Source organism: Pseudomonas sp. Emmai, assembly GCF_055179735.1.
In genome coordinates this window covers 6,566,334-6,586,377 of sequence record NZ_CM143685.1, presented here as the reverse complement: position 1 = coordinate 6,586,377, position 20,044 = coordinate 6,566,334, and the positions used below count along the sequence as shown (strand labels likewise).

Sequence of the window (20,044 nt, the reverse complement as noted above, 5' to 3'; positions counted from 1 at the left end):
TGCCTTGACTGGGGACAAGATCCTCTTTAGACTCTTGTACCCCTAAATTTGGCGGGAATTCGTTCCTGCCATTTTGCTTTTCTTGCAAGACAATAGCGTCGCAAGACAACAGTGGAGCTAGTAGATGGCAACTATCAACCAGCTGGTACGTCAGCCGCGTAAGCGTATCGTCGAGAAATCCGACGTGCCTGCGCTGCAGAACTGCCCGCAACGTCGTGGCGTATGCACCCGTGTGTATACCACCACGCCGAAAAAACCTAACTCGGCACTGCGTAAAGTATGCCGTGTGCGTCTGACCAACGGTTTCGAGGTTTCCTCGTACATCGGCGGTGAAGGCCACAACCTGCAAGAGCACAGCGTGGTACTGATCCGCGGCGGTCGTGTAAAAGACTTGCCAGGTGTTCGTTACCACACCGTGCGCGGTTCTTTGGATACTTCCGGCGTTAAAGGTCGTAACCAGGGTCGTTCGAAGTACGGTACCAAGAAGCCTAAGTAGTAGCGGCTTTTTGTAAAAACTGATTTTCTATTTTTCTGAGTCGATAAGAGTAAGGTCGGAGGCGTCCCGAAAGGGCACCGATTCCGAGCGAACCTGAAGACCGTTTGAGGGCTTATCCATGCCAAGAAGACGCGTAGCAGCCAAGCGCGAAGTGCTTGACGATCCAAAATACGGAAGCCAAATCCTGGCCAAGTTCATGAACCACGTTATGGAAAGCGGCAAGAAAGCCGTTGCCGAACGTATCGTTTATGGCGCGCTGGAAAAGGTTAAAGAACGCAAGAACAGCGATCCCCTGGAAATCTTCGAGAAAGCTCTCGACGCCATCGCTCCGCTGGTCGAAGTGAAGTCGCGCCGTGTAGGCGGTGCTACTTACCAGGTTCCGGTCGAAGTTCGTCCGTCCCGTCGTAACGCCCTGGCAATGCGCTGGTTGGTAGACTTCGCCCGCAAGCGCGGCGAGAAGTCTATGGCTCTGCGTTTGGCTGGCGAACTGTTGGACGCCGCTGAAGGTAAAGGTGCTGCAGTTAAGAAGCGTGAAGACGTGCACCGTATGGCTGAAGCCAACAAGGCTTTCTCGCACTACCGCTTCTAATTTTAGCGTCACTAATTTTGCGAGGGCTTTATGGCTCGTACTACACCGATTAACCGCTACCGTAACATTGGTATCGTTGCTCACGTGGATGCTGGTAAAACCACCACCACCGAGCGCGTCCTTTTTTACACTGGCAAAAGTCACAAAATGGGCGAGGTGCATGACGGCGCCGCGACCACAGACTGGATGGTGCAGGAGCAGGAGCGTGGTATTACCATTACTTCTGCTGCTATTACCGCCTTCTGGCAGGGTTCCGAGAAGCAGCACAAGGACCAATACCGTTTCAACGTCATTGACACCCCGGGCCACGTTGACTTCACTATTGAAGTTGAACGTTCCCTGCGTGTTCTCGACGGCGCGGTCGTTGTGTTCTGCGGTACCTCGGGTGTTGAGCCTCAGTCGGAAACCGTATGGCGTCAAGCCAACAAGTACGGCGTTCCACGTCTTGTTTACGTAAACAAGATGGACCGTGCTGGTGCGAACTTCCTGCGCGTGATCGGTCAGATCAAACAGCGTCTGGGTCACACTCCGGTGCCAATCCAGTTGGCTATCGGTTCCGAAGACAACTTCCAGGGTCAGATCGATCTGTTGGCCATGGAAGCTGTTTATTGGAATGATGCTGACAAAGGCATGGTTCCAGTTCGTAAGCCTATCCCTGCTGAGCTGCAGGAGCTGGCTGACGAGTGGCGCGGTAATATGGTTGAGGCTGCGGCCGAAGCCAGCGAAGAGCTGATGAACAAGTACCTCGAAGGTGAAGAACTCACCAACGCGGAAATCAAGGCCGCTCTGCGTCAGCGTACTATCGCTGGTGAGATCGTTCTGGCTGTTTGCGGTTCTTCCTTCAAGAACAAGGGTGTTCCCCTGGTTCTCGACGCCGTTATCGACTACCTGCCTGCTCCAACCGACATTCCTGCCATCAAGGGTACTGACCCGGATGACGAGACCAAGGAAATGGAGCGTCACGCAGACGACAGCGAGCCGTTCTCGGCTCTGGCGTTCAAGATCGCTACCGACCCATTCGTGGGTACCTTGACCTTCGTTCGAGTTTACTCGGGCGTGTTGGCCTCCGGCGACGGCGTGATCAACTCGGTTAAAGGCAAGAAAGAGCGCGTGGGTCGTATGGTGCAAATGCACGCAAACGCCCGTGAAGAAATCAAGGAAGTACGCGCTGGCGACATCGCGGCCTTGATCGGCATGAAGGACGTCACCACTGGTGAGACTTTGTGCAACGCTGACAAGCCAATCATCCTGGTTCGCATGGACTTCCCGGAGCCGGTTATTTCGGTTGCCGTAGAGCCTAAGACCAAGGACGACCAGGAAAAAATGGGTATCGCTCTGGGCAAACTTGCTCAGGAAGACCCGTCTTTCCGCGTCAAGACTGATGAAGAGACTGGTCAAACGATCATCTCCGGCATGGGCGAGTTGCACCTGGACATCCTGGTTGACCGGATGCGCCGTGAGTTCAACGTCGAAGCCAACATCGGTAAGCCTCAGGTTTCCTATCGTGAGCGCATCACGAAGAACTGTGAAATCGAAGGTAAGTTCGTTCGTCAATCCGGCGGTCGTGGCCAGTTCGGTCACTGCTGGATTCGCTTTGCTCCTGCTGACGAAGGTCAGGAAGGTCTGCAATTCGTGAACGAAGTAGTAGGTGGTGTGGTTCCTAAGGAATACATCCCGGCTATCCAGAAGGGTATCGAAGAGCAGATGAAGAACGGCGTTGTTGCCGGCTATCCGCTGATCGGCCTGAAGGCTACCGTGTTTGATGGTTCCTACCACGACGTCGACTCCAACGAGATGGCGTTTAAGGTGGCTGCTTCCATGGCGACCAAGCAACTGGCCCAGAAGGGCGGTGGTGAGTTGCTCGAGCCGATCATGGCGGTAGAGGTTGTTACGCCTGAAGACTATATGGGTGACGTGATGGGCGACCTTAACCGTCGTCGCGGCATGATCCTGGGTATGGAAGACACGGTTTCCGGCAAAGTGATTCGCGCCGAGGTTCCGTTGGGTGAGATGTTCGGTTACGCAACCGACGTTCGTTCCATGTCCCAAGGTCGCGCAAGCTACTCTATGGAATTCAAAAAATACAATACGGCTCCGTCGCACATCGTCGAAACCGTTACCAAAAAACAAGGCTGATTCAGCCCCTTTAGGCTAGGAGTTAATTGTCGTGGCTAAAGAAAAATTTGACCGTACCCTCCCGCACGTCAACGTTGGCACCATCGGTCACGTCGACCACGGTAAAACCACGCTGACCGCTGCTCTGACTCGCGTCTGCTCCGAAGTTTTCGGTTCCGCTGTTGTTGCTTTCGATAAAATCGACAGCGCTCCAGAAGAAAAGGCTCGTGGTATCACCATCAACACCGCGCACGTTGAATACAACTCGCTGATCCGTCACTACGCTCACGTTGACTGCCCAGGTCACGCTGACTATGTGAAGAACATGATCACCGGTGCTGCACAGATGGACGGCGCTATCCTGGTTTGCTCGGCCGCTGATGGTCCGATGCCACAAACCCGTGAGCACATCCTGCTGTCCCGTCAGGTAGGCGTTCCGTACATCGTTGTCTTCCTGAACAAGGCTGACATGGTTGACGACGCTGAGCTGCTGGAACTGGTTGAGATGGAAGTGCGCGACCTGCTGAGCACTTACGACTTCCCAGGTGACGACACTCCGATCATCATCGGTTCGGCTCTGATGGCTCTGAACGGCCAAGACGACAACGAAATGGGCACCACTGCCGTTCGTAAACTGGTTGAGACTCTGGACAGCTACATCCCAGATCCAGTCCGTGTTATCGACAAGCCGTTCCTGATGCCAATCGAAGACGTATTCTCGATCTCCGGTCGCGGTACTGTTGTAACTGGCCGTATCGAGCGCGGTATCGTCAAGGTTCAGGATCCACTGGAAATCGTTGGTCTGCGTGACACTACCGTCACCACCTGCACCGGTGTTGAAATGTTCCGTAAGCTGCTCGACGAAGGTCGTGCTGGCGAGAACTGCGGCGTGCTGCTGCGCGGCACCAAGCGTGACGACGTTGAGCGTGGCCAGGTTCTGGTCAAGCCAGGTTCGGTTAAGCCGCACACTACCTTCGAAGCTGAAGTGTACGTGTTGAGCAAAGAAGAAGGCGGTCGCCACACTCCGTTCTTCAAAGGCTACCGTCCACAGTTCTACTTCCGGACCACTGACGTGACCGGTAACTGCGAACTGCCGGAAGGCGTTGAAATGGTAATGCCAGGCGACAACATCAAAATGGTTGTCACCCTGATCAAAACCATCGCAATGGAAGATGGTCTGCGTTTCGCTATTCGTGAAGGCGGTCGTACCGTCGGCGCTGGCGTCGTAGCCAAAATCATCGCTTAATAAGTGATGACTTGAAAAAGCCCCCGCCTAGCGGGGGCTTTTTTATTGGGTTGACACTGTAGAAACCCGTCTATAGAATTGCGCCTCCTTTTAACGGGCGTATTGCGCTCGCTGGGAATAGCAGCCGGAGTCTGAAATCCAATGCAAAATCAGCAAATCCGTATCAGGTTGAAGGCTTTTGACCATCGCCTGATCGACCAATCCACCCAGGAAATCGTGGAAACCGCGAAACGTACTGGTGCTCAAGTGCGTGGTCCAATTCCACTGCCTACCCGTAAAGAGCGGTTCACCGTTCTGGTCTCCCCGCACGTCAACAAAGACGCGCGTGACCAGTACGAGATCCGTACTCATAAGCGCGTTCTGGACATCGTCCAGCCAACGGATAAAACCGTTGATGCTCTTATGAAGCTTGATCTTGCGGCCGGTGTGGAAGTGCAGATCAGCCTCGGCTAAGACTCGGTCTTAGTCGTGTAACGCTCTGAAATGGGCGGCCATAGCGGGTGAAAGCCCCGTACACTCATGAGGTTTACAACATGACTATTGGTGTAGTCGGTCGTAAATGCGGTATGACCCGTATTTTCACCGAAGAAGGTGTCTCCATTCCGGTCACGGTCATTGAGATCGAACCGAATCGCGTCACCCAGTTCAAAACTGAAGAGACCGATGGCTATCGTGCAGTGCAAGTCACTGTAGGCGAGCGTCGTGCTTCGCGTGTTACAGCTGCTCAAGCTGGCCACTTCGCTAAAGCGAACGTTGCCGCTGGTCGTACCGTAATGGAATTCCGTCTTGAAGAAGGCGAGTACCAGGCCGGCGATCTGATCAACGCTGAAATCTTCGCCGCTGGTCAACTGGTTGATGTAACCGGTCAGTCCAAGGGTAAAGGCTTCCAGGGTACGATCAAGCGTTGGAACTTCCGCGGGCAAGATAATACCCACGGTAACTCCGTGTCCCACCGCGTTCCAGGCTCTATCGGCCAGTGCCAGACTCCTGGTCGTGTATTCAAGGGCAAAAAAATGTCCGGTCATATGGGCGCTGAGCGCGTGACCGTGCAGTCCCTGGAAGTAGTGCGCGTGGACGCTGAACGCAATCTGTTGTTGGTCAAGGGTGCTGTTCCTGGCGCTACTGGCGGCAACTTGGTTGTACGTCCAGCAGCCAAGGCTCGCGGTTAAGGGGAAGCTGACATGCAATTAAATGTAAATGACGCTCAAGCGATCGAAGTTTCCGAACTGACATTTGGCGGCGAATTCAACGAGACGCTGGTTCACCAAGCAGTCGTGGCCTACATGGCCGGCGGCCGTCAAGGTAGCAAGCAGCAAAAGACCCGTTCCGACGTTCGTGGTGGCGGTAAGCGCCCTTGGCGTCAGAAAGGTACTGGCCGTGCTCGTGCCGGTACCATCCGTAGCCCAATCTGGCGTGGCGGCGGTACCACTTTCGCAGCTCGTCCTCAGGATCACACCCAGAAGCTGAACAAGAAGATGTATCGCGCAGCAATGCGTTCCATCCTTGCTGAGCTGGTGCGTACTGATCGTCTGGTTGTGGTTCAGGACTTCGCTGTTGATGCACCGAAGACCAAAGATCTGCTGAACAAACTGACTGGCATGGGCCTGACTGACGTCTTGATCGTGTCTGAAGTAGTTGATCAGAACCTGTACCTGGCTGCTCGTAACCTGCCACACGTTGATGTACGTGACGTTCAAGGTTCCGATCCAGTTAGTCTGATCGCATACGACAAGGTGTTGATCACCGTGTCGGCCGTGAAGAAATTCGAGGAGCTGCTGGGATGAACCAGGAACGCGTATTTAAAGTTCTGCTTGGCCCGCACGTTTCCGAAAAGGCTACGGTTCTGGCTGACAAGAAAGGCCAGTTCGTTTTCAAGGTTGCAACTGACGCAACCAAGCTGGAAATCAAGAAGGCCGTCGAAAGCCTGTTCAGCGTGAAAGTAGAGCGTGTTACTACCCTGAATGTTCTGGGTAAGAGCAAGCGCACTGCTCGCGGTCTGGGCAAGCGTAATGACTGGAAGAAGGCAGTTATCTCCCTTCAGCCAGGCCAAGATCTCGATTTCAGCAGCAGTGCTGAGTAAGGAAGGGGTGCATCATGGCAATCGTTAAATGCAAACCGACTTCCCCTGGCCGCCGTTTTGTGGTCAAGGTGGTCAACCAGGAGCTGCATAAAGGCGCTCCTCACGCACCGCTGCTCGAGAAAAAATCGAAGACTGGTGGTCGTAACAACAATGGTCGTATTACCACTCGTCACATTGGTGGTGGCCATAAGCAGCATTATCGTCTGGTCGATTTCCGTCGCAACGACAAAGATGGCATCGCTGCCACTGTCGAGCGTATTGAATACGATCCAAACCGTACTGCTCACATCGCTCTGCTGCTGTACGCAGATGGCGAGCGTCGCTACATCATCGCCCCTAAAGGCGTGAGTGCTGGCGACCAGCTGATCGCAGGTGCTTTGGCGCCGATCAAGCCGGGCAACGCTCTGCAACTGCGTAACATTCCAGTTGGTAGCACCGTACACGGCATCGAATTGAAGCCAGGTAAAGGCGCGCAAATCGCTCGTTCCGCTGGTGCTTCGGCTCAGCTGATCGCTCGTGAAGGTGTCTACGTGACCCTGCGTCTGCGTTCTGGTGAGATGCGTAAAGTGCTGGCTGAATGCCGCGCGACCCTGGGTGAAGTCTCGAACTCCGAGCACAGCCTGCGTTCGCTGGGTAAAGCTGGTGCCAAACGCTGGCGTGGCGTTCGCCCAACCGTTCGTGGTGTTGCCATGAACCCGGTTGACCACCCACATGGTGGTGGTGAAGGTCGTACCTCTGGTGGTCGTCATCCGGTATCGCCATGGGGCTTCCCGACTAAGGGCGCGAAGACTCGTGGTAATAAGCGTACCGACAAAATGATCGTCCGTCGTCGCAAGTAAATAGAGGGATACGACAGTGCCACGTTCTCTGAAAAAAGGTCCTTTTATTGATCTTCACCTACTGAAGAAGATCGAAGTGGCGGCGGAAAAGAACGATCGCAAACCAGTTAAGACCTGGTCGCGCCGTTCCATGATCCTGCCACAAATGGTCGGTTTGACCATTGCTGTGCATAACGGTCGTCAACATGTTCCAGTTCTCGTGAACGAAGACATGGTCGGCCACAAACTAGGCGAGTTTGCCGGTACCCGCACATATCGTGGGCACGTGGCAGACAAGAAAGCCAAGCGTTAAGGGGTAAGGAACGATGGAAGTAGCCGCTAAGTTGTCGGGCGCTCGAATCTCCGCCCAGAAAGCCCGCTTGGTCGCCGACCAGATCCGCGGGAAGAAGGTGGGCGAAGCGCTCAACCTGTTGGCTTTCAGCAGTAAGAAAGCCGCCGAGATCATGAAGAAAGTGCTGGAGTCGGCCGTAGCCAACGCCGAGCATAACGAAGGCGCAGACGTTGATGACCTTAAAGTCAGCACCGTTTTCGTCAACGAAGGGCGTTCGCTGAAGCGAATCATGCCACGTGCCAAAGGCCGTGCTGATCGCATCGTCAAGCGGTCTTGCCATATCACTGTCAAGGTTGCTGACAAGTAACGGAGTCGAAGAGATGGGTCAGAAAGTACATCCCATTGGCATTCGCCTGGGAATCGTCAAGGAGCACACCTCCGTCTGGTACGCAGACGGTCGGACTTATGCGGACTATTTGTTCGCTGATCTGAAGGTGCGCGAGTATCTCCAAGACAAACTAAAAAGCGCGTCCGTAAGCCGTATCGATATCCATCGTCCGGCCCAAACTGCACGTATCACCATCCACACCGCTCGTCCAGGTATCGTTATCGGGAAGAAAGGTGAAGATGTTGAGAAACTGCGTCAGGACCTGACCAAACAAATGGGTGTGCCTGTGCACATCAATATCGAAGAAATCCGCAAGCCGGAACTCGACGGTATGTTGGTTGCGCAGAGCGTAGCTCAGCAGCTGGAGCGTCGCGTAATGTTCCGTCGCGCTATGAAGCGCGCTGTACAGAACGCCATGCGCATTGGTGCCAAAGGCATCAAAATCCAAGTGAGCGGTCGTCTCGGCGGTGCTGAAATCGCACGTACTGAATGGTATCGCGAAGGTCGTGTGCCACTGCACACCCTGCGTGCCGACATCGACTATGCCAACTACGAAGCTCACACCACTTACGGTGTGATCGGTGTAAAGGTTTGGATCTTCAAAGGCGAAGTAATTGGTGGTCGCCAAGAAGAACTGAAACCACAAGCACCAGCGCCTCGTAAAAAAGCTGCTAAGTAAGGGGTACGCCAAATGTTGCAACCAAAGCGTACGAAGTTCCGCAAGCAGATGACAGGCCACAACCGTGGTCTGGCTCAGCGCGGTAGCAAAGTCAGCTTCGGCGAGTTCGCGCTGAAGTCTGTAGCTCGTGGTCGTCTCACCGCTCGTCAGATCGAGTCAGCGCGTCGTGCACTGACCCGTCACGTTAAACGTGGCGGCAAGATCTGGATCCGTGTATTCCCGGACAAGCCTATTTCCAAAAAGCCCCTCGAAGTTCGGATGGGTAAAGGTAAGGGTAGTGTGGAGTACTGGGTTGCCCAGATTCAGCCAGGCAAAGTCCTGTATGAAATCGAGGGCGTTTCTGAAGAGCTGGCGCGTGAGGCTTTTGCCCTGGCTGCTGCAAAGCTGCCGCTCGCCACCGCCTTTGTTAAACGGACGGTGATGTGATGAAAGCGAACGAACTTCGTGAAAAAGACGCGCCGCAGCTTAACGAGCAACTGCTCGGCCTGCTGCGCGACCAGTTCAATCTGCGTATGCAGAAAGCAACTGGCCAGTTGGGGCAGTCTCACCTGCTCCGGCAAGTTAAGCGTGACATCGCTCGCGTGAAGACTGTGCTCAAACAGCAGGCAGGTAAGTAATCATGGCTGAAGCCGAAAAAACCGTCCGTACGCTGACTGGCCGTGTTGTCAGCGACAAAATGGACAAGACCATCACCGTTCTGATCGAGCGTCGCGTTAAGCACCCGATCTACGGTAAATACGTTAAGCGTTCGACTAAGCTGCACGCGCACGACGAAACCAATCAGTGCCACATCGGCGACAAAGTCACTATTCGTGAAACTCGTCCTTTGGCCAAGACTAAGTCTTGGGCGCTGGTTGATGTTCTCGAACGCGCTGTGGAAGTCTAAGGACTAGGGGTCGGAGAAATTATATGATTCAGACTCAATCCATGCTCGATGTGGCCGATAACAGCGGCGCACGCCGCGTTATGTGCATCAAGGTGCTGGGTGGCTCCCATCGTCGTTACGCTGGTATCGGTGACATCATCAAAGTTACCGTGAAGGAAGCAATTCCTCGCGGTAAAGTGAAAAAAGGCCAAGTGATGACTGCTGTTGTAGTCCGCACTCGTCACGGCGTACGTCGTGCTGATGGCTCCATTATCCGCTTTGATGGCAACGCTGCTGTTCTTCTGAACAACAAGCAAGAGCCGATCGGCACCCGTATCTTTGGGCCAGTGACCCGTGAACTTCGTACTGAGAAGTTCATGAAGATCGTCTCGCTCGCCCCAGAAGTGCTGTAAGGAGATCCGACATGCAAAAGATTCGTCGTGACGACGAGATCATCGTGATCGCCGGCAAAGACAAAGGTAAGCGCGGTAAGGTGCTTAAGGTTCTCGCTAATAACCGTCTGGTTATTGGTGGTCTGAACCTGGTTAAGCGTCATACCAAGCCTAACCCGATGTCGGGCGTACAAGGCGGTATCGTCGAAAAAGAAGCTCCACTGGACGCTTCTAACGTCGCCATTTTCAACGGCGAAACCAACAAGGCTGATCGCGTTGGTTTCAAAGTAGAAGACGGCAAGAAAATTCGTGTCTTCAAGTCGACCCAAAAAGCGGTTGATGCTTGAACACTGCTAGGTAGAAGACCATGGCACGACTAAAAGAGATTTACTGGAAGGAAATCGCACCGAAGCTTAAGGAAGAACTTAAGCTTTCGAACGTGATGGAAGTTCCACGCGTTACAAAGATCACCCTGAACATGGGTCTGGGCGAAGCGGTCGGTGACAAAAAAGTCATCGAGCACGCTGTTGCCGACCTGGAAAAGATCACCGGTCAGAAAGTCGTTGTGACTTACGCTCGGAAATCCATCGCTGGCTTTAAAGTCCGTGAAGGTTGGCCGATCGGCGTCAAAGTGACCCTGCGCCGTGAGCGTATGTATGAGTTCCTGGATCGTCTGCTGTCGATCTCCCTGCCTCGGGTTCGCGACTTCCGCGGCCTGAATGCCAAGTCCTTCGATGGTCGTGGTAACTACAGCATGGGCGTTAAAGAGCAGATCATCTTCCCGGAAATCGACTACGACAAGATCGATGCTCTCCGCGGTCTGGACATTACCCTGACCACCACTGCCAAGAACGATGATGAAGGTCGCGCCCTGTTGCGTGCTTTCAAATTCCCGTTCCGCAACTGATTGGAGTAGGAAAATGGCCAAGATGAGCATGAAAAACCGCGAGCTGAAGCGTCAGCTCACGGTTGCCAAGTACGCCAAAAAGCGTGCAGCACTGAAAGCTATCATCGTTGATCTGAACGCAAGTCCAGAAGCGCGTTGGGAAGCTACAGTAGCTCTGCAGAAGCAGCCACGTGACGCAAGCGCTTCGCGCATGCGTAACCGCTGCCGCCTGACCGGTCGTCCACACGGCGTTTACCGCAAGTTCGGCCTCGGCCGTAACAAACTGCGTGAAGCTGCAATGCGTGGTGACGTACCTGGTCTGGTTAAAGCCAGCTGGTAAGCACGATCAAAGTCTCGGCGTCCAGGTTCGCAAGATCCTGACCGCCGGTGACCTTGAACTTGAATCAAGCCCCTTTTGGGGCTTGATTCATTTGTGGGGTGTGTCTAGAATACCCGGCTCGCCTGAGCCCGTGCTTTTTCCGCATGGATGAGCTCGGCGACAAGTAGTAGCCGCAAGGCTAATTTTTTTGTATTAGGAGCGTCTAGCCCATGAGTATGCAGGACCCGTTAGCGGACATGCTAACTCGAATCCGTAATGCCCAGATGGCTGAAAAGTCCGTCGTAAGCATGCCATCTTCTACTTTGAAGGTAGCTGTTGCCAAAGTCCTGAAGGACGAAGGTTACATTGCGGGTTATCAGATCAGCAGCGAAATCAAACCACTGCTGTCCATCGAGCTGAAGTACTTCGAAGGCCGTCCGGTCATCGAGGAAGTGAAGCGCGTTAGCCGTCCAGGCCTGCGTCAGTACAAGTCCGTCGATGATCTGCCAAAAGTTCGTGGCGGTCTCGGTGTGTCTATCGTCTCCACCAACAAAGGTGTGATGACGGATCGTGCTGCGCGCGCTGCCGGTGTCGGCGGCGAAGTTCTTTGCACTGTGTTCTAAGGGGGGATAAGCATGTCACGCGTCGCTAAGAACCCCGTTAAGCTGCCAGCCGGTGTCGAAGTCAAATTCGCAGGCCAACAGCTTTCGGTGAAGGGTGCCAAGGGCACTCTCGAACTGAACATCCATTCGTCCGTTGAGATCGTTGAAGAAGCTGGTGAGCTGCGTTTCGCTGCTCGCAATGGCGATCAACAAACTCGCGCAATGGCTGGTACCACTCGTGCGTTGGTAAACAACATGGTCCAAGGCGTAAGCCAAGGCTTCGAGCGTAAGCTCCAGCTGGTCGGTGTTGGTTACAAAGCGCAAGCAAAAGGCACAGTGCTGAACCTGGCTCTTGGCTTCTCGCACCCAGTGGATTATGAACTGCCGGAAGGCATCACCGCTGAGACTCCTAGCCAGACCGATATCCTGATCAAGGGCATCGATAAGCAGCTGGTAGGTCAAGTGGCCGCCGAGATCCGCGACTTCCGTCCACCAGAGCCGTACAAAGGCAAAGGTGTGCGCTACGCGGACGAAGTCGTCCGTCGTAAAGAAGCCAAGAAGAAGTAGGGCATAGCAAATGACCGACAAAAAAGTTACTCGACTGCGTCGCGCTCGCAAAGCACGCCTGAAAATGCACGAACTCGAAGTCGTGCGTCTCTGCGTGTTCCGCTCGTCGCAGCACATCTACGCCCAGGTCATTTCGGCCGACGGCAACAAAGTCCTGGCATCTGCCTCGACTTTGGATAAAGAACTGCGTGATGGCGCCACTGGCAACATCGACGCGGCCACTAAGGTTGGCCAGCTGGTCGCTACGCGTGCTAAAGCCGCTGGCGTCTCGCAGGTGGCTTTCGACCGCTCTGGCTTCAAGTACCATGGCCGCGTCAAGGCGCTGGCTGATGCTGCTCGTGAAGCTGGGCTGGAGTTCTAAGTTATGTCAAATAACGACCAAAAGCGCGACGAAGGCTACATTGAGAAGCTGGTTCAAGTTAACCGCGTAGCCAAAACCGTAAAAGGCGGCCGTATCTTCACTTTCACCGCGTTGACCGTGGTGGGTGATGGTAAAGGGCGTGTTGGCTTCGGCCGTGGCAAGTCACGTGAAGTGCCTGCCGCGATCCAGAAGGCAATGGAAGCTGCTCGTCGCAACATGATCCAAGTTGATCTGAACGGCACCACGCTGCAGTACGCAATGAAGTCCGGTCACGGCGCTTCGAAGGTGTACATGCAGCCTGCTTCTGAAGGTACCGGTATCATCGCTGGCGGCGCTATGCGTGCTGTCCTCGAAGTTGCTGGCGTTCAGAACGTTCTGGCCAAGTGCTACGGCTCGACTAACCCGGTAAACGTGGTTCACGCCACTTTCAAAGGTTTGAAAGCTATGCAATCTCCTGAATCCATTGCCGCCAAGCGTGGCAAAAGCGTCAAGGAGATCTTCTGATCATGGCTACCGTTAAAGTTACGCTGATCAAAAGCATGACCGGCCGCATCCCTAACCACAAACTGTGCGTTAAGGGTCTGGGTCTGCGTCGCATCGGTCACACTGTAGAAGTACTTGATACTCCCGAGAATCGCGGGATGATCAACAAGGCTTACTACATGCTGCGTGTCGAGGGTTAATCGATGAAACTCAATGATCTGAGTCCAGCGCCGGGTTCCCGTCGCGAAAAGCATCGTCCGGGCCGTGGTATCGGTAGTGGTTTGGGCAAGACCGGTGGCCGTGGCCACAAAGGTCAGTCCTCCCGCTCCGGTGGCACCATTGCTCCAGGCTTTGAAGGTGGTCAACAACCGCTGCATCGTCGCCTGCCGAAGTTCGGTTTCGTTTCCCTGAAAGCCATGGATCGCGCAGAAGTGCGTTTGTCCGAGCTGGCCAAAGTGGAAGGCGACATCGTCACCGTGCAGTCCCTGAAAGATGCCAACGTGATTAACGTCAACGTACAGCGTGTGAAAATCATGCTGTCCGGCGAAGTTACTCGCGCTGTCACCATCGGAAAGGGAATCGGCGCCACCAAAGGTGCGCGTGCGGCTATCGAAGCAGCTGGCGGCAAGTTCGAGGAATAAATGGCTAAGCAAGGTGCTCTCTCAGCGCTCGGCAAAGGCGGGTTATCCGAGCTCTGGGCTCGACTGCGTTTTCTATTCCTGGCGATTATCGTCTACCGGATAGGCGCACACATCCCAGTGCCCGGTATCAACCCAGACCGGCTGGCGGATATGTTCCGACAGAGTGAGGGGACCATCCTTAGCATGTTCAACATGTTTTCCGGCGGCGCGCTGGAGCGGATGAGCATTTTTGCACTGGGGATCATGCCGTACATTTCGGCATCGATCATCATGCAGTTGCTCACCGCTGTCAGCCCGCAACTGGAGCAGTTGAAGAAGGAAGGTGAGGCTGGCCGTCGCAAGATCAGTCAGTACACACGTTACGGCACCGTCGTTCTTGCTCTGGTTCAAGCTATCGGCATGTCCGTTGGCTTGGCCGGGCAGGGCGCGGCACTGTCTCCTGGTCTCGGCTTTTATGTCGTTGCAGTCTCCACGTTTGTGGCGGGTGCGATGTTCATGATGTGGCTGGGTGAGCAGATCACCGAGCGTGGTGTTGGCAACGGCATCTCGATGTTGATTTTTTCGGGCATCGTTGCTGGCTTGCCAAGAGCGATCGGGCAGTCTTTCGAGTCTGCTCGCACGGGTGATGTGAATATCTTCGCCCTGATCCTTGTTGGCTTTCTGGCGGTGGCGATCATCGGTTTCGTTGTGTTTGTCGAGCGTGGTCAGCGTCGTATTGCTGTTCACTACGCGAAGCGTCAGCAGGGCCGAAAGGTTTTCGCTGCGCAGACAAGCCATCTGCCGCTGAAAGTGAATATGGCGGGCGTTATTCCGGCTATTTTTGCCAGCAGCATCTTGCTGTTCCCTGCTTCGTTGGCAGCCTGGTTCGGCCAGTCCCCTAATCTGGGCTGGTTGCAGGATGTCTCTCAGTCAATCGCTCCGGGTCATCCGTTGTACATTTTGCTGTTTAGTGCAGGGATTATTTTCTTCTGCTTCTTCTACACAGCGCTGATGTTCAACCCGAAGGACGTTGCTGAAAACCTGAAAAAATCCGGTGCGTTTATACCGGGCATCCGTCCAGGAGAGCAGTCGGCTCGCTACATTGATGGCGTTCTGACTCGCTTGACCATGTTCGGTGCTCTTTATATGACGGGCGTGTGCTTGCTTCCTCAATTCTTGACGGTGGCTGCAAACGTTCCGTTTTACCTTGGCGGGACGTCGCTGCTGATCGTCGTCGTGGTTGTGATGGACTTCATGTCCCAAGTACAATCGCACCTCGTTTCGCACCAGTACGAATCCCTGATGAAGAAAGCCAACCTGAAGGGTTACGGCAGCGGCATGTTGCGCTGAGTACCCATAAGGTTCGAGGAGTTGGTGATGAAAGTTCGTGCATCGGTGAAAAAGCTGTGCCGTAACTGCAAGATTATTCGCCGCGAAGGTGTTGTTCGAGTAATTTGCAGCGCGGAACCGCGTCACAAGCAGCGCCAAGGCTGAGTGTGATTGTGCTTCAAGCCCGGCAGCTAGTGCGCTGCCGGGTTGATTATTTGTTATTACAGCGATATTATCTCGCGCCCTATTTCTTGGCTTCCGGGGCGTAGGTAGCTGTCAATTGGAGTCCCACTGAATGGCCCGTATTGCAGGCGTTAACATTCCAGATAACAAGCATACTGTTATCTCGCTGACCTACATCTATGGTGTTGGTCGCACTACTGCACAGAAGATTTGTGCAGTGACTGGGGTAAACCCAGCCGCAAAGATCAAAGATCTGAGCGACGAGCAGATTGAACAGCTGCGTGGCGAAGTGGCGAAGTTCACCACTGAAGGTGACCTGCGTCGCGAAATCAACATGAAAATCAAGCGTTTGATGGACCTCGGTTGCTATCGCGGTCTGCGTCATCGTCGTGGTCTTCCAGTGCGCGGTCAGCGTACCAAGACTAACGCGCGTACCCGTAAAGGTCCGCGTAAGCCGATCCGCAAGTAATCGCCCCAGCGAATCGACAGGAAATTAATCATGGCTAAACCTGCTGCTCGTCCTCGTAAAAAAGTTAAAAAGACAGTGGTTGATGGCATCGCCCACATCCACGCGTCGTTTAACAACACAATCGTGACCATCACCGACCGTCAAGGCAACGCTCTTTCCTGGGCTACCTCCGGTGGTTCGGGTTTCCGCGGTTCCCGCAAGTCCACGCCGTTTGCTGCTCAAGTAGCTGCTGAACGTGCTGGTCAAGCTGCGCTGGAATACGGTCTGAAAAACCTCGACGTTAACGTCAAAGGTCCAGGCCCAGGTCGTGAATCCGCAGTCCGCGCTTTGAACGGCTGTGGCTACAAGATCGCCAGCATCACCGACGTGACGCCAATCCCGCACAACGGGTGCCGTCCGCCGAAGAAGCGCCGCGTGTAATCCAGGAGATTGTAAAGAATGGCTCGTTACATTGGTCCAAAATGCAAACTCGCTCGTCGTGAAGGCACCGATCTCTTTCTGAAGAGCGGCGTGCGCGCGATCGAATCGAAGTGCAACATTGAAGCAGCACCTGGTATCCACGGCCAACGCCGCGGTCGCCAGTCCGATTACGGCACCCAACTGCGTGAAAAGCAGAAGGTCCGTCGTATCTACGGCGTTCTCGAGCGTCAATTCAGCGGCTACTACAAAGAAGCTGCTGGCAAGAAAGGCGCAACTGGCGAAAACCTGTTGCAGCTGCTCGAATGCCGTCTGGACAACGTTGTATACCGTATGGGTTTTGGCTCTACTCGTGCCGAATCCCGTCAGCTGGTATCGCACAAATCCGTAAGCGTTAACGGTCAGACCGTAAACGTGCCGTCGTACCAGGTTCGTGCTGGTGACGTGGTCGCGATTCGCGAGAAAGCAAAGAACCAACTTCGCATTGTCCAAGCTCTCGATCTGTGTGCCCAACGTGGCCGCGTAGAATGGGTAGAAGTAGACACTGAGAAGAAGTCGGGCGTTTTCAAGAACGTTCCTGCTCGCAGTGATCTGTCCGCCGACATCAACGAAAGCCTGATTGTCGAGCTCTACTCCAAGTAAGGGCTAGAAAATAGGTGCATCCATGCAGATTTCGGTAAATGAGTTCCTGACACCCCGCCATATTGATGTGCAGGTTGTCAGTCCAACCCGCGCCAAGATCACACTCGAGCCTCTCGAGCGTGGTTTCGGCCACACCCTGGGCAACGCGCTGCGACGCATCCTGTTGTCCTCAATGCCCGGCTGTGCAGTAGTCGAGGCCGAGATTGACGGTGTGCTCCACGAGTACAGCGCCATCGAAGGTGTACAGGAAGACGTAATTGAAATCCTGTTGAACCTTAAAGGTCTGGCTATCAAGCTGCACGGCCGTGACGAAGTTACGCTGACCTTGTCGAAGAAGGGTTCGGGGGTGGTTACCGCTGCCGATATTCAGCTGGATCATGATGTCGAGATCGTTAACCCCGATCACGTAATCGCTAACCTGGCGTCTAACGGCGCCCTGAACATGAAGCTCACCGTAGCTCGTGGTCGTGGTTATGAACCGGCAGACTCGCGTCAGAGCGATGAAGACGAAAGCCGCAGCATTGGTCGCTTGCAGCTTGACTCTTCGTTCAGCCCGGTTCGCCGTATCGCATACGTGGTGGAAAACGCCCGTGTCGAGCAGCGTACTAACCTGGACAAGCTGGTTATTGATCTGGAAACCAACGGTACCCTGGATCCTGAAGAGGCTATCCGCCGTGCTGCAACCATCCTGCAACAGCAGCTGGCTGCGTTCGTCGATCTCAAAGGTGACAGTGAGCCAGTGGTTGTCGAGCAGGAAGACGAGATTGATCCGATCCTGCTTCGCCCGGTTGACGATCTGGAACTGACTGTACGTTCGGCTAACTGCCTTAAGGCGGAAAACATCTACTACATCGGTGACCTGATTCAGCGTACCGAAGTAGAGCTGTTGAAGACTCCGAACCTTGGCAAGAAATCCTTGACTGAAATCAAGGACGTTCTGGCCTCCCGCGGTCTGTCCCTCGGCATGCGCCTCGACAACTGGCCGCCTGCAAGTCTTAAGAAGGACGACAAGGCGACTGCCTGATCGTCGTAATCACCGAACGTTGTGTTTGGTAAGGAATGAACCATGCGTCATCGTAAAAGTGGTCGTCACCTGAGCCGCACTAGCTCGCACCGCAAGGCCATGTTTCAAAACATGGCAGTGTCGCTGTTCGAGCACGAGCTGATCAAAACTACACTGCCGAAAGCTAAAGAACTGCGTCGCGTTGCTGAGCCGCTGATTACTTTGGCTAAGACAGACAGCCTGGCTAACCGCCGTCTGGCTTTCGACCGTACTCGTTCGAAAGCTATCGTTGGTAAGCTCTTCAACGACCTGGGCAAGCGTTACGCTACCCGTGAGGGTGGCTACCTGCGCATCCTCAAGTGCGGCTTCCGCACTGGCGACAACGCGCCTATGGCGTACGTCGAGTTGGTTGATCGTCCAGTTGGCGGTGAAGCTGTATCCGCTGAGTAAGACGTCAGTCTGAAACGAAGAGCCGGGCCTAGTGCCCGGTTTTTTGTGCCTGTAAGAAACGCGCTGTTTATACAAGCTTCCCTGTGGTTCACGCCGTCATGATGCGAACGGGATTCGTTGGTAGTATTTTTCTATTGATCGCCACAAATTAATGAATTTGTAGCCTTCCTGATCAATGGTCAATACTCCGTCCCAAGCCGATTAGCCGGCAGTTCCAAAACTGACAGAGGAAGAAGATCGCATGAGCCAAAAAAAAACGCTTACGACCGCCAGTGGCGCTCCTGTCGCCGACAACCAGAATTCCCGCTCCGCCGGCCCTCGTGGCCCGCTGTTGCTCGACGATTTTCATCTGATCGAGAAGCTTGCCCACTTCAACCGTGAAAACATCCCAGAGCGCCGCGTACACGCTAAAGGCTCGGGTGCTTACGGTACGTTCACCGTTACCCGCGACATCACTGAGTACACCAGCGCCAAGCTGTTCGAATCGGTCGGCAAACAAACCCCGACGTTCCTGCGCTTCTCGACTGTAGGCGGCGAGCGCGGCTCGGCGGATACCGAGCGCGATCCACGAGGCTTTGCCCTCAAGTTCTACACCGAAGAAGGCAACTGGGACATCGTTGGCAACAACACCCCGGTGTTCTTCATTCGCGATCCACTGAAATTCCCTGACTTTATCCACACGCAAAAGCGCCTGCCGCAAAGCAACCTGAAAAGCGCACAAATGATGTGGGACTTCTGGTCGCACTCCCCAGAGGCGCTGCACCAGGTCACCATCCTGTTTTCGGATCGCGGTATCCCTGACGGTTACCGTCACATGCACGGCTTCGGCAGCCACACCTACAGCCTGATCAACGCCACAGGTGAGCGTCACTGGGTGAAATGGCACTACAAGACTCAGCAAGGGATCAAGAACCTGGCGCCGGCAGATGCTGCACGCCTGGCCGGTACCGATCCGGATTACGCTCAGCGCGATCTGTTCGGTGCAATCGAGCGTGGTGACTTCCCGAAATGGCGTGTGTGCATTCAGGTCATGACCGAGGCTCAAGCCGCTGCGCACTATGAGAACCCCTTCGACGTGACCAAGACCTGGTCGCAGAAAGAGTTCCCGCTGATCGAAGTCGGTGAATTGGAACTCAACCGCAATCCGCAGAACTACTTCGCTGAGGTAGAGCAAGCGGCCTTCGGCCCGAGCAACATGGTTCCAGGTGTAGGTCTGTCGCCGGATCGCATGCTGCAAGGTCGCGTGTTCGCATACGCCGATGCTCACCGCTATCGCGTAGGCACCAATCACCAGCAACTGCCAGTGAATGCGCCGCGCAATCAGGTCAACAGCTATCAGCGTGATGGTTCCATGGCGTTCGGCAGCAACGGTGGTGCTGCACCCAACTACGAGCCGAACAGCTACGTAGAGTCGCCGAAACAAGCGCCGCGTTACGCCGAACCTGCGCTGGCCTTGAGCGGTGCGGCTGATCGTTACGATCATCGCGAAGACACCGATTACTACAGCCACGCCGGTGCGCTGTTCCGCCTGATGAATGATGAGCAAAAACATCTGCTGATCAGCAACATCGCGGGCGCGATGGCCGAGGTTTCCGGCGACGTGGTTGATCGTCAGTTGCAGCACTTCTACAAAGCTGACCCGGCGTATGGAGAAGCAATCGCAAAGGCGTTGGGCGTACAGCTTAACTAAGTCTAAACGAGAAGCAGAACCGCCCTCATTTGGGCGGTTTTTGCGTTATTTAAACTACTTTTC

33 protein-coding genes are annotated in these 20,044 nt (G+C 54.5%); all 33 read left to right on the top strand.

All coding sequences use genetic code 11. From position 1 onward, the window contains the following. The first annotated feature begins 124 nt into the window (after positions 1-124). The 33 genes from rpsL to ACY4LX_RS30175 all read left to right on the top strand — a co-directional run bounded on the left by rpsL (position 125) and on the right by ACY4LX_RS30175 (position 19,981). The gene (rpsL, locus tag ACY4LX_RS30335) at positions 125-496 is read left to right on the top strand and encodes a 30S ribosomal protein S12 (protein WP_002555494.1); all 372 of its coding nucleotides are present in this window, start codon (positions 125-127) and stop codon (positions 494-496) included. Between the two features lie 118 nt (positions 497-614). Continuing rightward, positions 615-1,085, top strand: coding sequence for a 30S ribosomal protein S7 (gene rpsG, locus ACY4LX_RS30330; protein WP_002555493.1), 471 nt, complete (start codon positions 615-617; stop codon positions 1,083-1,085). Positions 1,086-1,115: 30 nt separating this feature from the next. Next, entirely contained in the window at positions 1,116-3,221 is a 2,106-nt protein-coding gene (gene fusA / locus ACY4LX_RS30325) for an elongation factor G (protein WP_064680057.1), read from the top strand. 31 nt (positions 3,222-3,252) lie between these two features. Further along, a complete protein-coding gene (gene tuf / locus ACY4LX_RS30320; RefSeq protein WP_008145495.1) occupies positions 3,253-4,446 on the top strand; it encodes an elongation factor Tu in 1,194 nt (397 codons plus the stop codon). Positions 4,447-4,587: 141 nt separating this feature from the next. After that, entirely contained in the window at positions 4,588-4,899 is a 312-nt protein-coding gene (gene rpsJ, locus ACY4LX_RS30315; protein WP_003186070.1) for a 30S ribosomal protein S10, read from the top strand. Positions 4,900-4,979: 80 nt separating this feature from the next. Next, positions 4,980-5,615: a 50S ribosomal protein L3 gene (gene rplC, locus ACY4LX_RS30310; RefSeq protein ID WP_003186059.1), complete on the top strand. Its 636-nt coding sequence runs from the start codon at positions 4,980-4,982 to the stop codon at positions 5,613-5,615. A 12-nt stretch (positions 5,616-5,627) separates the two neighbouring features. After that, a complete protein-coding gene (rplD, locus tag ACY4LX_RS30305; protein WP_007896707.1) occupies positions 5,628-6,230 on the top strand; it encodes a 50S ribosomal protein L4 in 603 nt (200 codons plus the stop codon). After that, entirely contained in the window at positions 6,227-6,526 is a 300-nt protein-coding gene (gene rplW, locus ACY4LX_RS30300) for a 50S ribosomal protein L23 (protein ID WP_002555488.1), read from the top strand. Before rplD ends, rplW begins: the two co-directional genes overlap by 4 nt. Positions 6,527-6,540: 14 nt before the next feature. After that, positions 6,541-7,365 (top strand): 50S ribosomal protein L2, encoded by an 825-nt coding sequence (gene rplB / locus ACY4LX_RS30295; RefSeq protein WP_003210080.1) that lies wholly within the window; start codon positions 6,541-6,543, stop codon positions 7,363-7,365. Between the two features lie 16 nt (positions 7,366-7,381). Beyond that, positions 7,382-7,657, top strand: a complete 276-nt coding sequence (gene rpsS, locus ACY4LX_RS30290) for a 30S ribosomal protein S19 (protein ID WP_002555486.1) — start codon at positions 7,382-7,384, stop codon at positions 7,655-7,657. Positions 7,658-7,670: 13 nt separating this feature from the next. After that, a complete protein-coding gene (gene rplV, locus ACY4LX_RS30285) occupies positions 7,671-8,003 on the top strand; it encodes a 50S ribosomal protein L22 (RefSeq protein WP_003103908.1) in 333 nt (110 codons plus the stop codon). 13 nt (positions 8,004-8,016) lie between these two features. After that, positions 8,017-8,703 carry a 30S ribosomal protein S3 gene (rpsC, locus tag ACY4LX_RS30280; protein WP_003176422.1) on the top strand — a complete coding sequence of 229 codons (687 nt, stop codon included), beginning with the start codon at positions 8,017-8,019 and terminating at the stop codon, positions 8,701-8,703. Positions 8,704-8,715: 12 nt separating this feature from the next. After that, positions 8,716-9,129, top strand: a complete 414-nt coding sequence (gene rplP, locus ACY4LX_RS30275; protein WP_007896757.1) for a 50S ribosomal protein L16 — start codon at positions 8,716-8,718, stop codon at positions 9,127-9,129. Then, the gene (rpmC, locus tag ACY4LX_RS30270) at positions 9,129-9,320 is read left to right on the top strand and encodes a 50S ribosomal protein L29 (RefSeq protein ID WP_008030901.1); all 192 of its coding nucleotides are present in this window, start codon (positions 9,129-9,131) and stop codon (positions 9,318-9,320) included. The genes rplP and rpmC overlap by 1 nt, the downstream gene beginning before the upstream one ends. 2 nt (positions 9,321-9,322) lie before the next feature. Then, positions 9,323-9,589, top strand: coding sequence for a 30S ribosomal protein S17 (gene rpsQ, locus ACY4LX_RS30265; protein ID WP_003176419.1), 267 nt, complete (start codon positions 9,323-9,325; stop codon positions 9,587-9,589). A 23-nt stretch (positions 9,590-9,612) separates the two neighbouring features. After that, positions 9,613-9,981 carry a 50S ribosomal protein L14 gene (gene rplN / locus ACY4LX_RS30260; protein WP_002555479.1) on the top strand — a complete coding sequence of 123 codons (369 nt, stop codon included), beginning with the start codon at positions 9,613-9,615 and terminating at the stop codon, positions 9,979-9,981. Positions 9,982-9,992: 11 nt separating this feature from the next. Then, entirely contained in the window at positions 9,993-10,307 is a 315-nt protein-coding gene (gene rplX / locus ACY4LX_RS30255; RefSeq protein ID WP_003176416.1) for a 50S ribosomal protein L24, read from the top strand. A gap of 20 nt (positions 10,308-10,327) precedes the next feature. After that, positions 10,328-10,867: a 50S ribosomal protein L5 gene (gene rplE, locus ACY4LX_RS30250; RefSeq protein ID WP_003176415.1), complete on the top strand. Its 540-nt coding sequence runs from the start codon at positions 10,328-10,330 to the stop codon at positions 10,865-10,867. Positions 10,868-10,880: 13 nt separating this feature from the next. Next, a complete protein-coding gene (gene rpsN, locus ACY4LX_RS30245; RefSeq protein ID WP_003176414.1) occupies positions 10,881-11,186 on the top strand; it encodes a 30S ribosomal protein S14 in 306 nt (101 codons plus the stop codon). A 209-nt stretch (positions 11,187-11,395) separates the two neighbouring features. Beyond that, complete coding sequence (rpsH, locus tag ACY4LX_RS30240) at positions 11,396-11,788, top strand: 30S ribosomal protein S8 (RefSeq protein WP_003186040.1); 393 nt, start codon at positions 11,396-11,398, stop codon at positions 11,786-11,788. 12 nt (positions 11,789-11,800) lie between these two features. Further along, complete coding sequence (rplF, locus tag ACY4LX_RS30235; protein ID WP_003176412.1) at positions 11,801-12,334, top strand: 50S ribosomal protein L6; 534 nt, start codon at positions 11,801-11,803, stop codon at positions 12,332-12,334. A gap of 10 nt (positions 12,335-12,344) precedes the next feature. Continuing rightward, positions 12,345-12,695: a 50S ribosomal protein L18 gene (gene rplR, locus ACY4LX_RS30230; protein WP_003186037.1), complete on the top strand. Its 351-nt coding sequence runs from the start codon at positions 12,345-12,347 to the stop codon at positions 12,693-12,695. 3 nt (positions 12,696-12,698) lie between these two features. Beyond that, the gene (gene rpsE, locus ACY4LX_RS30225; protein WP_007943782.1) at positions 12,699-13,199 is read left to right on the top strand and encodes a 30S ribosomal protein S5; all 501 of its coding nucleotides are present in this window, start codon (positions 12,699-12,701) and stop codon (positions 13,197-13,199) included. A gap of 2 nt (positions 13,200-13,201) precedes the next feature. Then, the gene (rpmD, locus tag ACY4LX_RS30220; protein ID WP_003186033.1) at positions 13,202-13,378 is read left to right on the top strand and encodes a 50S ribosomal protein L30; all 177 of its coding nucleotides are present in this window, start codon (positions 13,202-13,204) and stop codon (positions 13,376-13,378) included. Positions 13,379-13,381: 3 nt separating this feature from the next. Continuing rightward, positions 13,382-13,819 carry a 50S ribosomal protein L15 gene (gene rplO, locus ACY4LX_RS30215; RefSeq protein ID WP_007896782.1) on the top strand — a complete coding sequence of 146 codons (438 nt, stop codon included), beginning with the start codon at positions 13,382-13,384 and terminating at the stop codon, positions 13,817-13,819. Next, complete coding sequence (gene secY, locus ACY4LX_RS30210) at positions 13,820-15,148, top strand: preprotein translocase subunit SecY (protein WP_463258618.1); 1,329 nt, start codon at positions 13,820-13,822, stop codon at positions 15,146-15,148. A gap of 27 nt (positions 15,149-15,175) precedes the next feature. After that, a complete protein-coding gene (rpmJ, locus tag ACY4LX_RS30205; RefSeq protein WP_002555468.1) occupies positions 15,176-15,292 on the top strand; it encodes a 50S ribosomal protein L36 in 117 nt (38 codons plus the stop codon). 130 nt (positions 15,293-15,422) lie between these two features. Continuing rightward, a complete protein-coding gene (gene rpsM / locus ACY4LX_RS30200) occupies positions 15,423-15,779 on the top strand; it encodes a 30S ribosomal protein S13 (RefSeq protein ID WP_003186020.1) in 357 nt (118 codons plus the stop codon). Between the two features lie 30 nt (positions 15,780-15,809). After that, positions 15,810-16,199: a 30S ribosomal protein S11 gene (gene rpsK / locus ACY4LX_RS30195; RefSeq protein WP_002555466.1), complete on the top strand. Its 390-nt coding sequence runs from the start codon at positions 15,810-15,812 to the stop codon at positions 16,197-16,199. An 18-nt stretch (positions 16,200-16,217) separates the two neighbouring features. After that, complete coding sequence (gene rpsD / locus ACY4LX_RS30190) at positions 16,218-16,838, top strand: 30S ribosomal protein S4 (protein WP_003210056.1); 621 nt, start codon at positions 16,218-16,220, stop codon at positions 16,836-16,838. A gap of 22 nt (positions 16,839-16,860) precedes the next feature. Further along, positions 16,861-17,862 carry a DNA-directed RNA polymerase subunit alpha gene (locus ACY4LX_RS30185; RefSeq protein WP_003186012.1) on the top strand — a complete coding sequence of 334 codons (1,002 nt, stop codon included), beginning with the start codon at positions 16,861-16,863 and terminating at the stop codon, positions 17,860-17,862. Between the two features lie 42 nt (positions 17,863-17,904). After that, the gene (gene rplQ / locus ACY4LX_RS30180; protein ID WP_007896790.1) at positions 17,905-18,291 is read left to right on the top strand and encodes a 50S ribosomal protein L17; all 387 of its coding nucleotides are present in this window, start codon (positions 17,905-17,907) and stop codon (positions 18,289-18,291) included. A gap of 241 nt (positions 18,292-18,532) precedes the next feature. Beyond that, the gene (locus ACY4LX_RS30175; protein ID WP_463258617.1) at positions 18,533-19,981 is read left to right on the top strand and encodes a catalase; all 1,449 of its coding nucleotides are present in this window, start codon (positions 18,533-18,535) and stop codon (positions 19,979-19,981) included. The last annotated feature ends 63 nt before the right edge of the window (positions 19,982-20,044 follow it).

What these genes read in the sequence shown, in the direction of transcription:
- rplF (WP_003176412.1), top strand. Translation starts at nt 11,801, where the DNA reads ATGTCACGCGTCGCTAAGAACCCCGTTAAGCTGCCAGCCGGTGTCGAA.
- rpmJ (WP_002555468.1), top strand. Translation starts at nt 15,176, where the DNA reads ATGAAAGTTCGTGCATCGGTGAAAAAGCTGTGCCGTAACTGCAAGATT.
- rpsH (WP_003186040.1), top strand. Translation starts at nt 11,396, where the DNA reads ATGAGTATGCAGGACCCGTTAGCGGACATGCTAACTCGAATCCGTAAT.
- rplQ (WP_007896790.1), top strand. Translation starts at nt 17,905, where the DNA reads ATGCGTCATCGTAAAAGTGGTCGTCACCTGAGCCGCACTAGCTCGCAC.
- rpsL (WP_002555494.1), top strand. Translation starts at nt 125, where the DNA reads ATGGCAACTATCAACCAGCTGGTACGTCAGCCGCGTAAGCGTATCGTC.
- ACY4LX_RS30175 (WP_463258617.1), top strand. Translation starts at nt 18,533, where the DNA reads ATGAGCCAAAAAAAAACGCTTACGACCGCCAGTGGCGCTCCTGTCGCC.
- rplX (WP_003176416.1), top strand. Translation starts at nt 9,993, where the DNA reads ATGCAAAAGATTCGTCGTGACGACGAGATCATCGTGATCGCCGGCAAA.
- rplW (WP_002555488.1), top strand. Translation starts at nt 6,227, where the DNA reads ATGAACCAGGAACGCGTATTTAAAGTTCTGCTTGGCCCGCACGTTTCC.
- rpsN (WP_003176414.1), top strand. Translation starts at nt 10,881, where the DNA reads ATGGCCAAGATGAGCATGAAAAACCGCGAGCTGAAGCGTCAGCTCACG.
- rplV (WP_003103908.1), top strand. Translation starts at nt 7,671, where the DNA reads ATGGAAGTAGCCGCTAAGTTGTCGGGCGCTCGAATCTCCGCCCAGAAA.
- rplD (WP_007896707.1), top strand. Translation starts at nt 5,628, where the DNA reads ATGCAATTAAATGTAAATGACGCTCAAGCGATCGAAGTTTCCGAACTG.
- rplO (WP_007896782.1), top strand. Translation starts at nt 13,382, where the DNA reads ATGAAACTCAATGATCTGAGTCCAGCGCCGGGTTCCCGTCGCGAAAAG.
- rpsQ (WP_003176419.1), top strand. Translation starts at nt 9,323, where the DNA reads ATGGCTGAAGCCGAAAAAACCGTCCGTACGCTGACTGGCCGTGTTGTC.
- secY (WP_463258618.1), top strand. Translation starts at nt 13,820, where the DNA reads ATGGCTAAGCAAGGTGCTCTCTCAGCGCTCGGCAAAGGCGGGTTATCC.
- rpsD (WP_003210056.1), top strand. Translation starts at nt 16,218, where the DNA reads ATGGCTCGTTACATTGGTCCAAAATGCAAACTCGCTCGTCGTGAAGGC.
- rplP (WP_007896757.1), top strand. Translation starts at nt 8,716, where the DNA reads ATGTTGCAACCAAAGCGTACGAAGTTCCGCAAGCAGATGACAGGCCAC.
- rpsC (WP_003176422.1), top strand. Translation starts at nt 8,017, where the DNA reads ATGGGTCAGAAAGTACATCCCATTGGCATTCGCCTGGGAATCGTCAAG.
- rpsM (WP_003186020.1), top strand. Translation starts at nt 15,423, where the DNA reads ATGGCCCGTATTGCAGGCGTTAACATTCCAGATAACAAGCATACTGTT.
- rplE (WP_003176415.1), top strand. Translation starts at nt 10,328, where the DNA reads ATGGCACGACTAAAAGAGATTTACTGGAAGGAAATCGCACCGAAGCTT.
- rplB (WP_003210080.1), top strand. Translation starts at nt 6,541, where the DNA reads ATGGCAATCGTTAAATGCAAACCGACTTCCCCTGGCCGCCGTTTTGTG.
- rpsK (WP_002555466.1), top strand. Translation starts at nt 15,810, where the DNA reads ATGGCTAAACCTGCTGCTCGTCCTCGTAAAAAAGTTAAAAAGACAGTG.
- rpsE (WP_007943782.1), top strand. Translation starts at nt 12,699, where the DNA reads ATGTCAAATAACGACCAAAAGCGCGACGAAGGCTACATTGAGAAGCTG.
- fusA (WP_064680057.1), top strand. Translation starts at nt 1,116, where the DNA reads ATGGCTCGTACTACACCGATTAACCGCTACCGTAACATTGGTATCGTT.
- rpmD (WP_003186033.1), top strand. Translation starts at nt 13,202, where the DNA reads ATGGCTACCGTTAAAGTTACGCTGATCAAAAGCATGACCGGCCGCATC.
- rpsG (WP_002555493.1), top strand. Translation starts at nt 615, where the DNA reads ATGCCAAGAAGACGCGTAGCAGCCAAGCGCGAAGTGCTTGACGATCCA.
- rplN (WP_002555479.1), top strand. Translation starts at nt 9,613, where the DNA reads ATGATTCAGACTCAATCCATGCTCGATGTGGCCGATAACAGCGGCGCA.
- rpmC (WP_008030901.1), top strand. Translation starts at nt 9,129, where the DNA reads ATGAAAGCGAACGAACTTCGTGAAAAAGACGCGCCGCAGCTTAACGAG.
- rplR (WP_003186037.1), top strand. Translation starts at nt 12,345, where the DNA reads ATGACCGACAAAAAAGTTACTCGACTGCGTCGCGCTCGCAAAGCACGC.
- ACY4LX_RS30185 (WP_003186012.1), top strand. Translation starts at nt 16,861, where the DNA reads ATGCAGATTTCGGTAAATGAGTTCCTGACACCCCGCCATATTGATGTG.
- rpsJ (WP_003186070.1), top strand. Translation starts at nt 4,588, where the DNA reads ATGCAAAATCAGCAAATCCGTATCAGGTTGAAGGCTTTTGACCATCGC.
- rplC (WP_003186059.1), top strand. Translation starts at nt 4,980, where the DNA reads ATGACTATTGGTGTAGTCGGTCGTAAATGCGGTATGACCCGTATTTTC.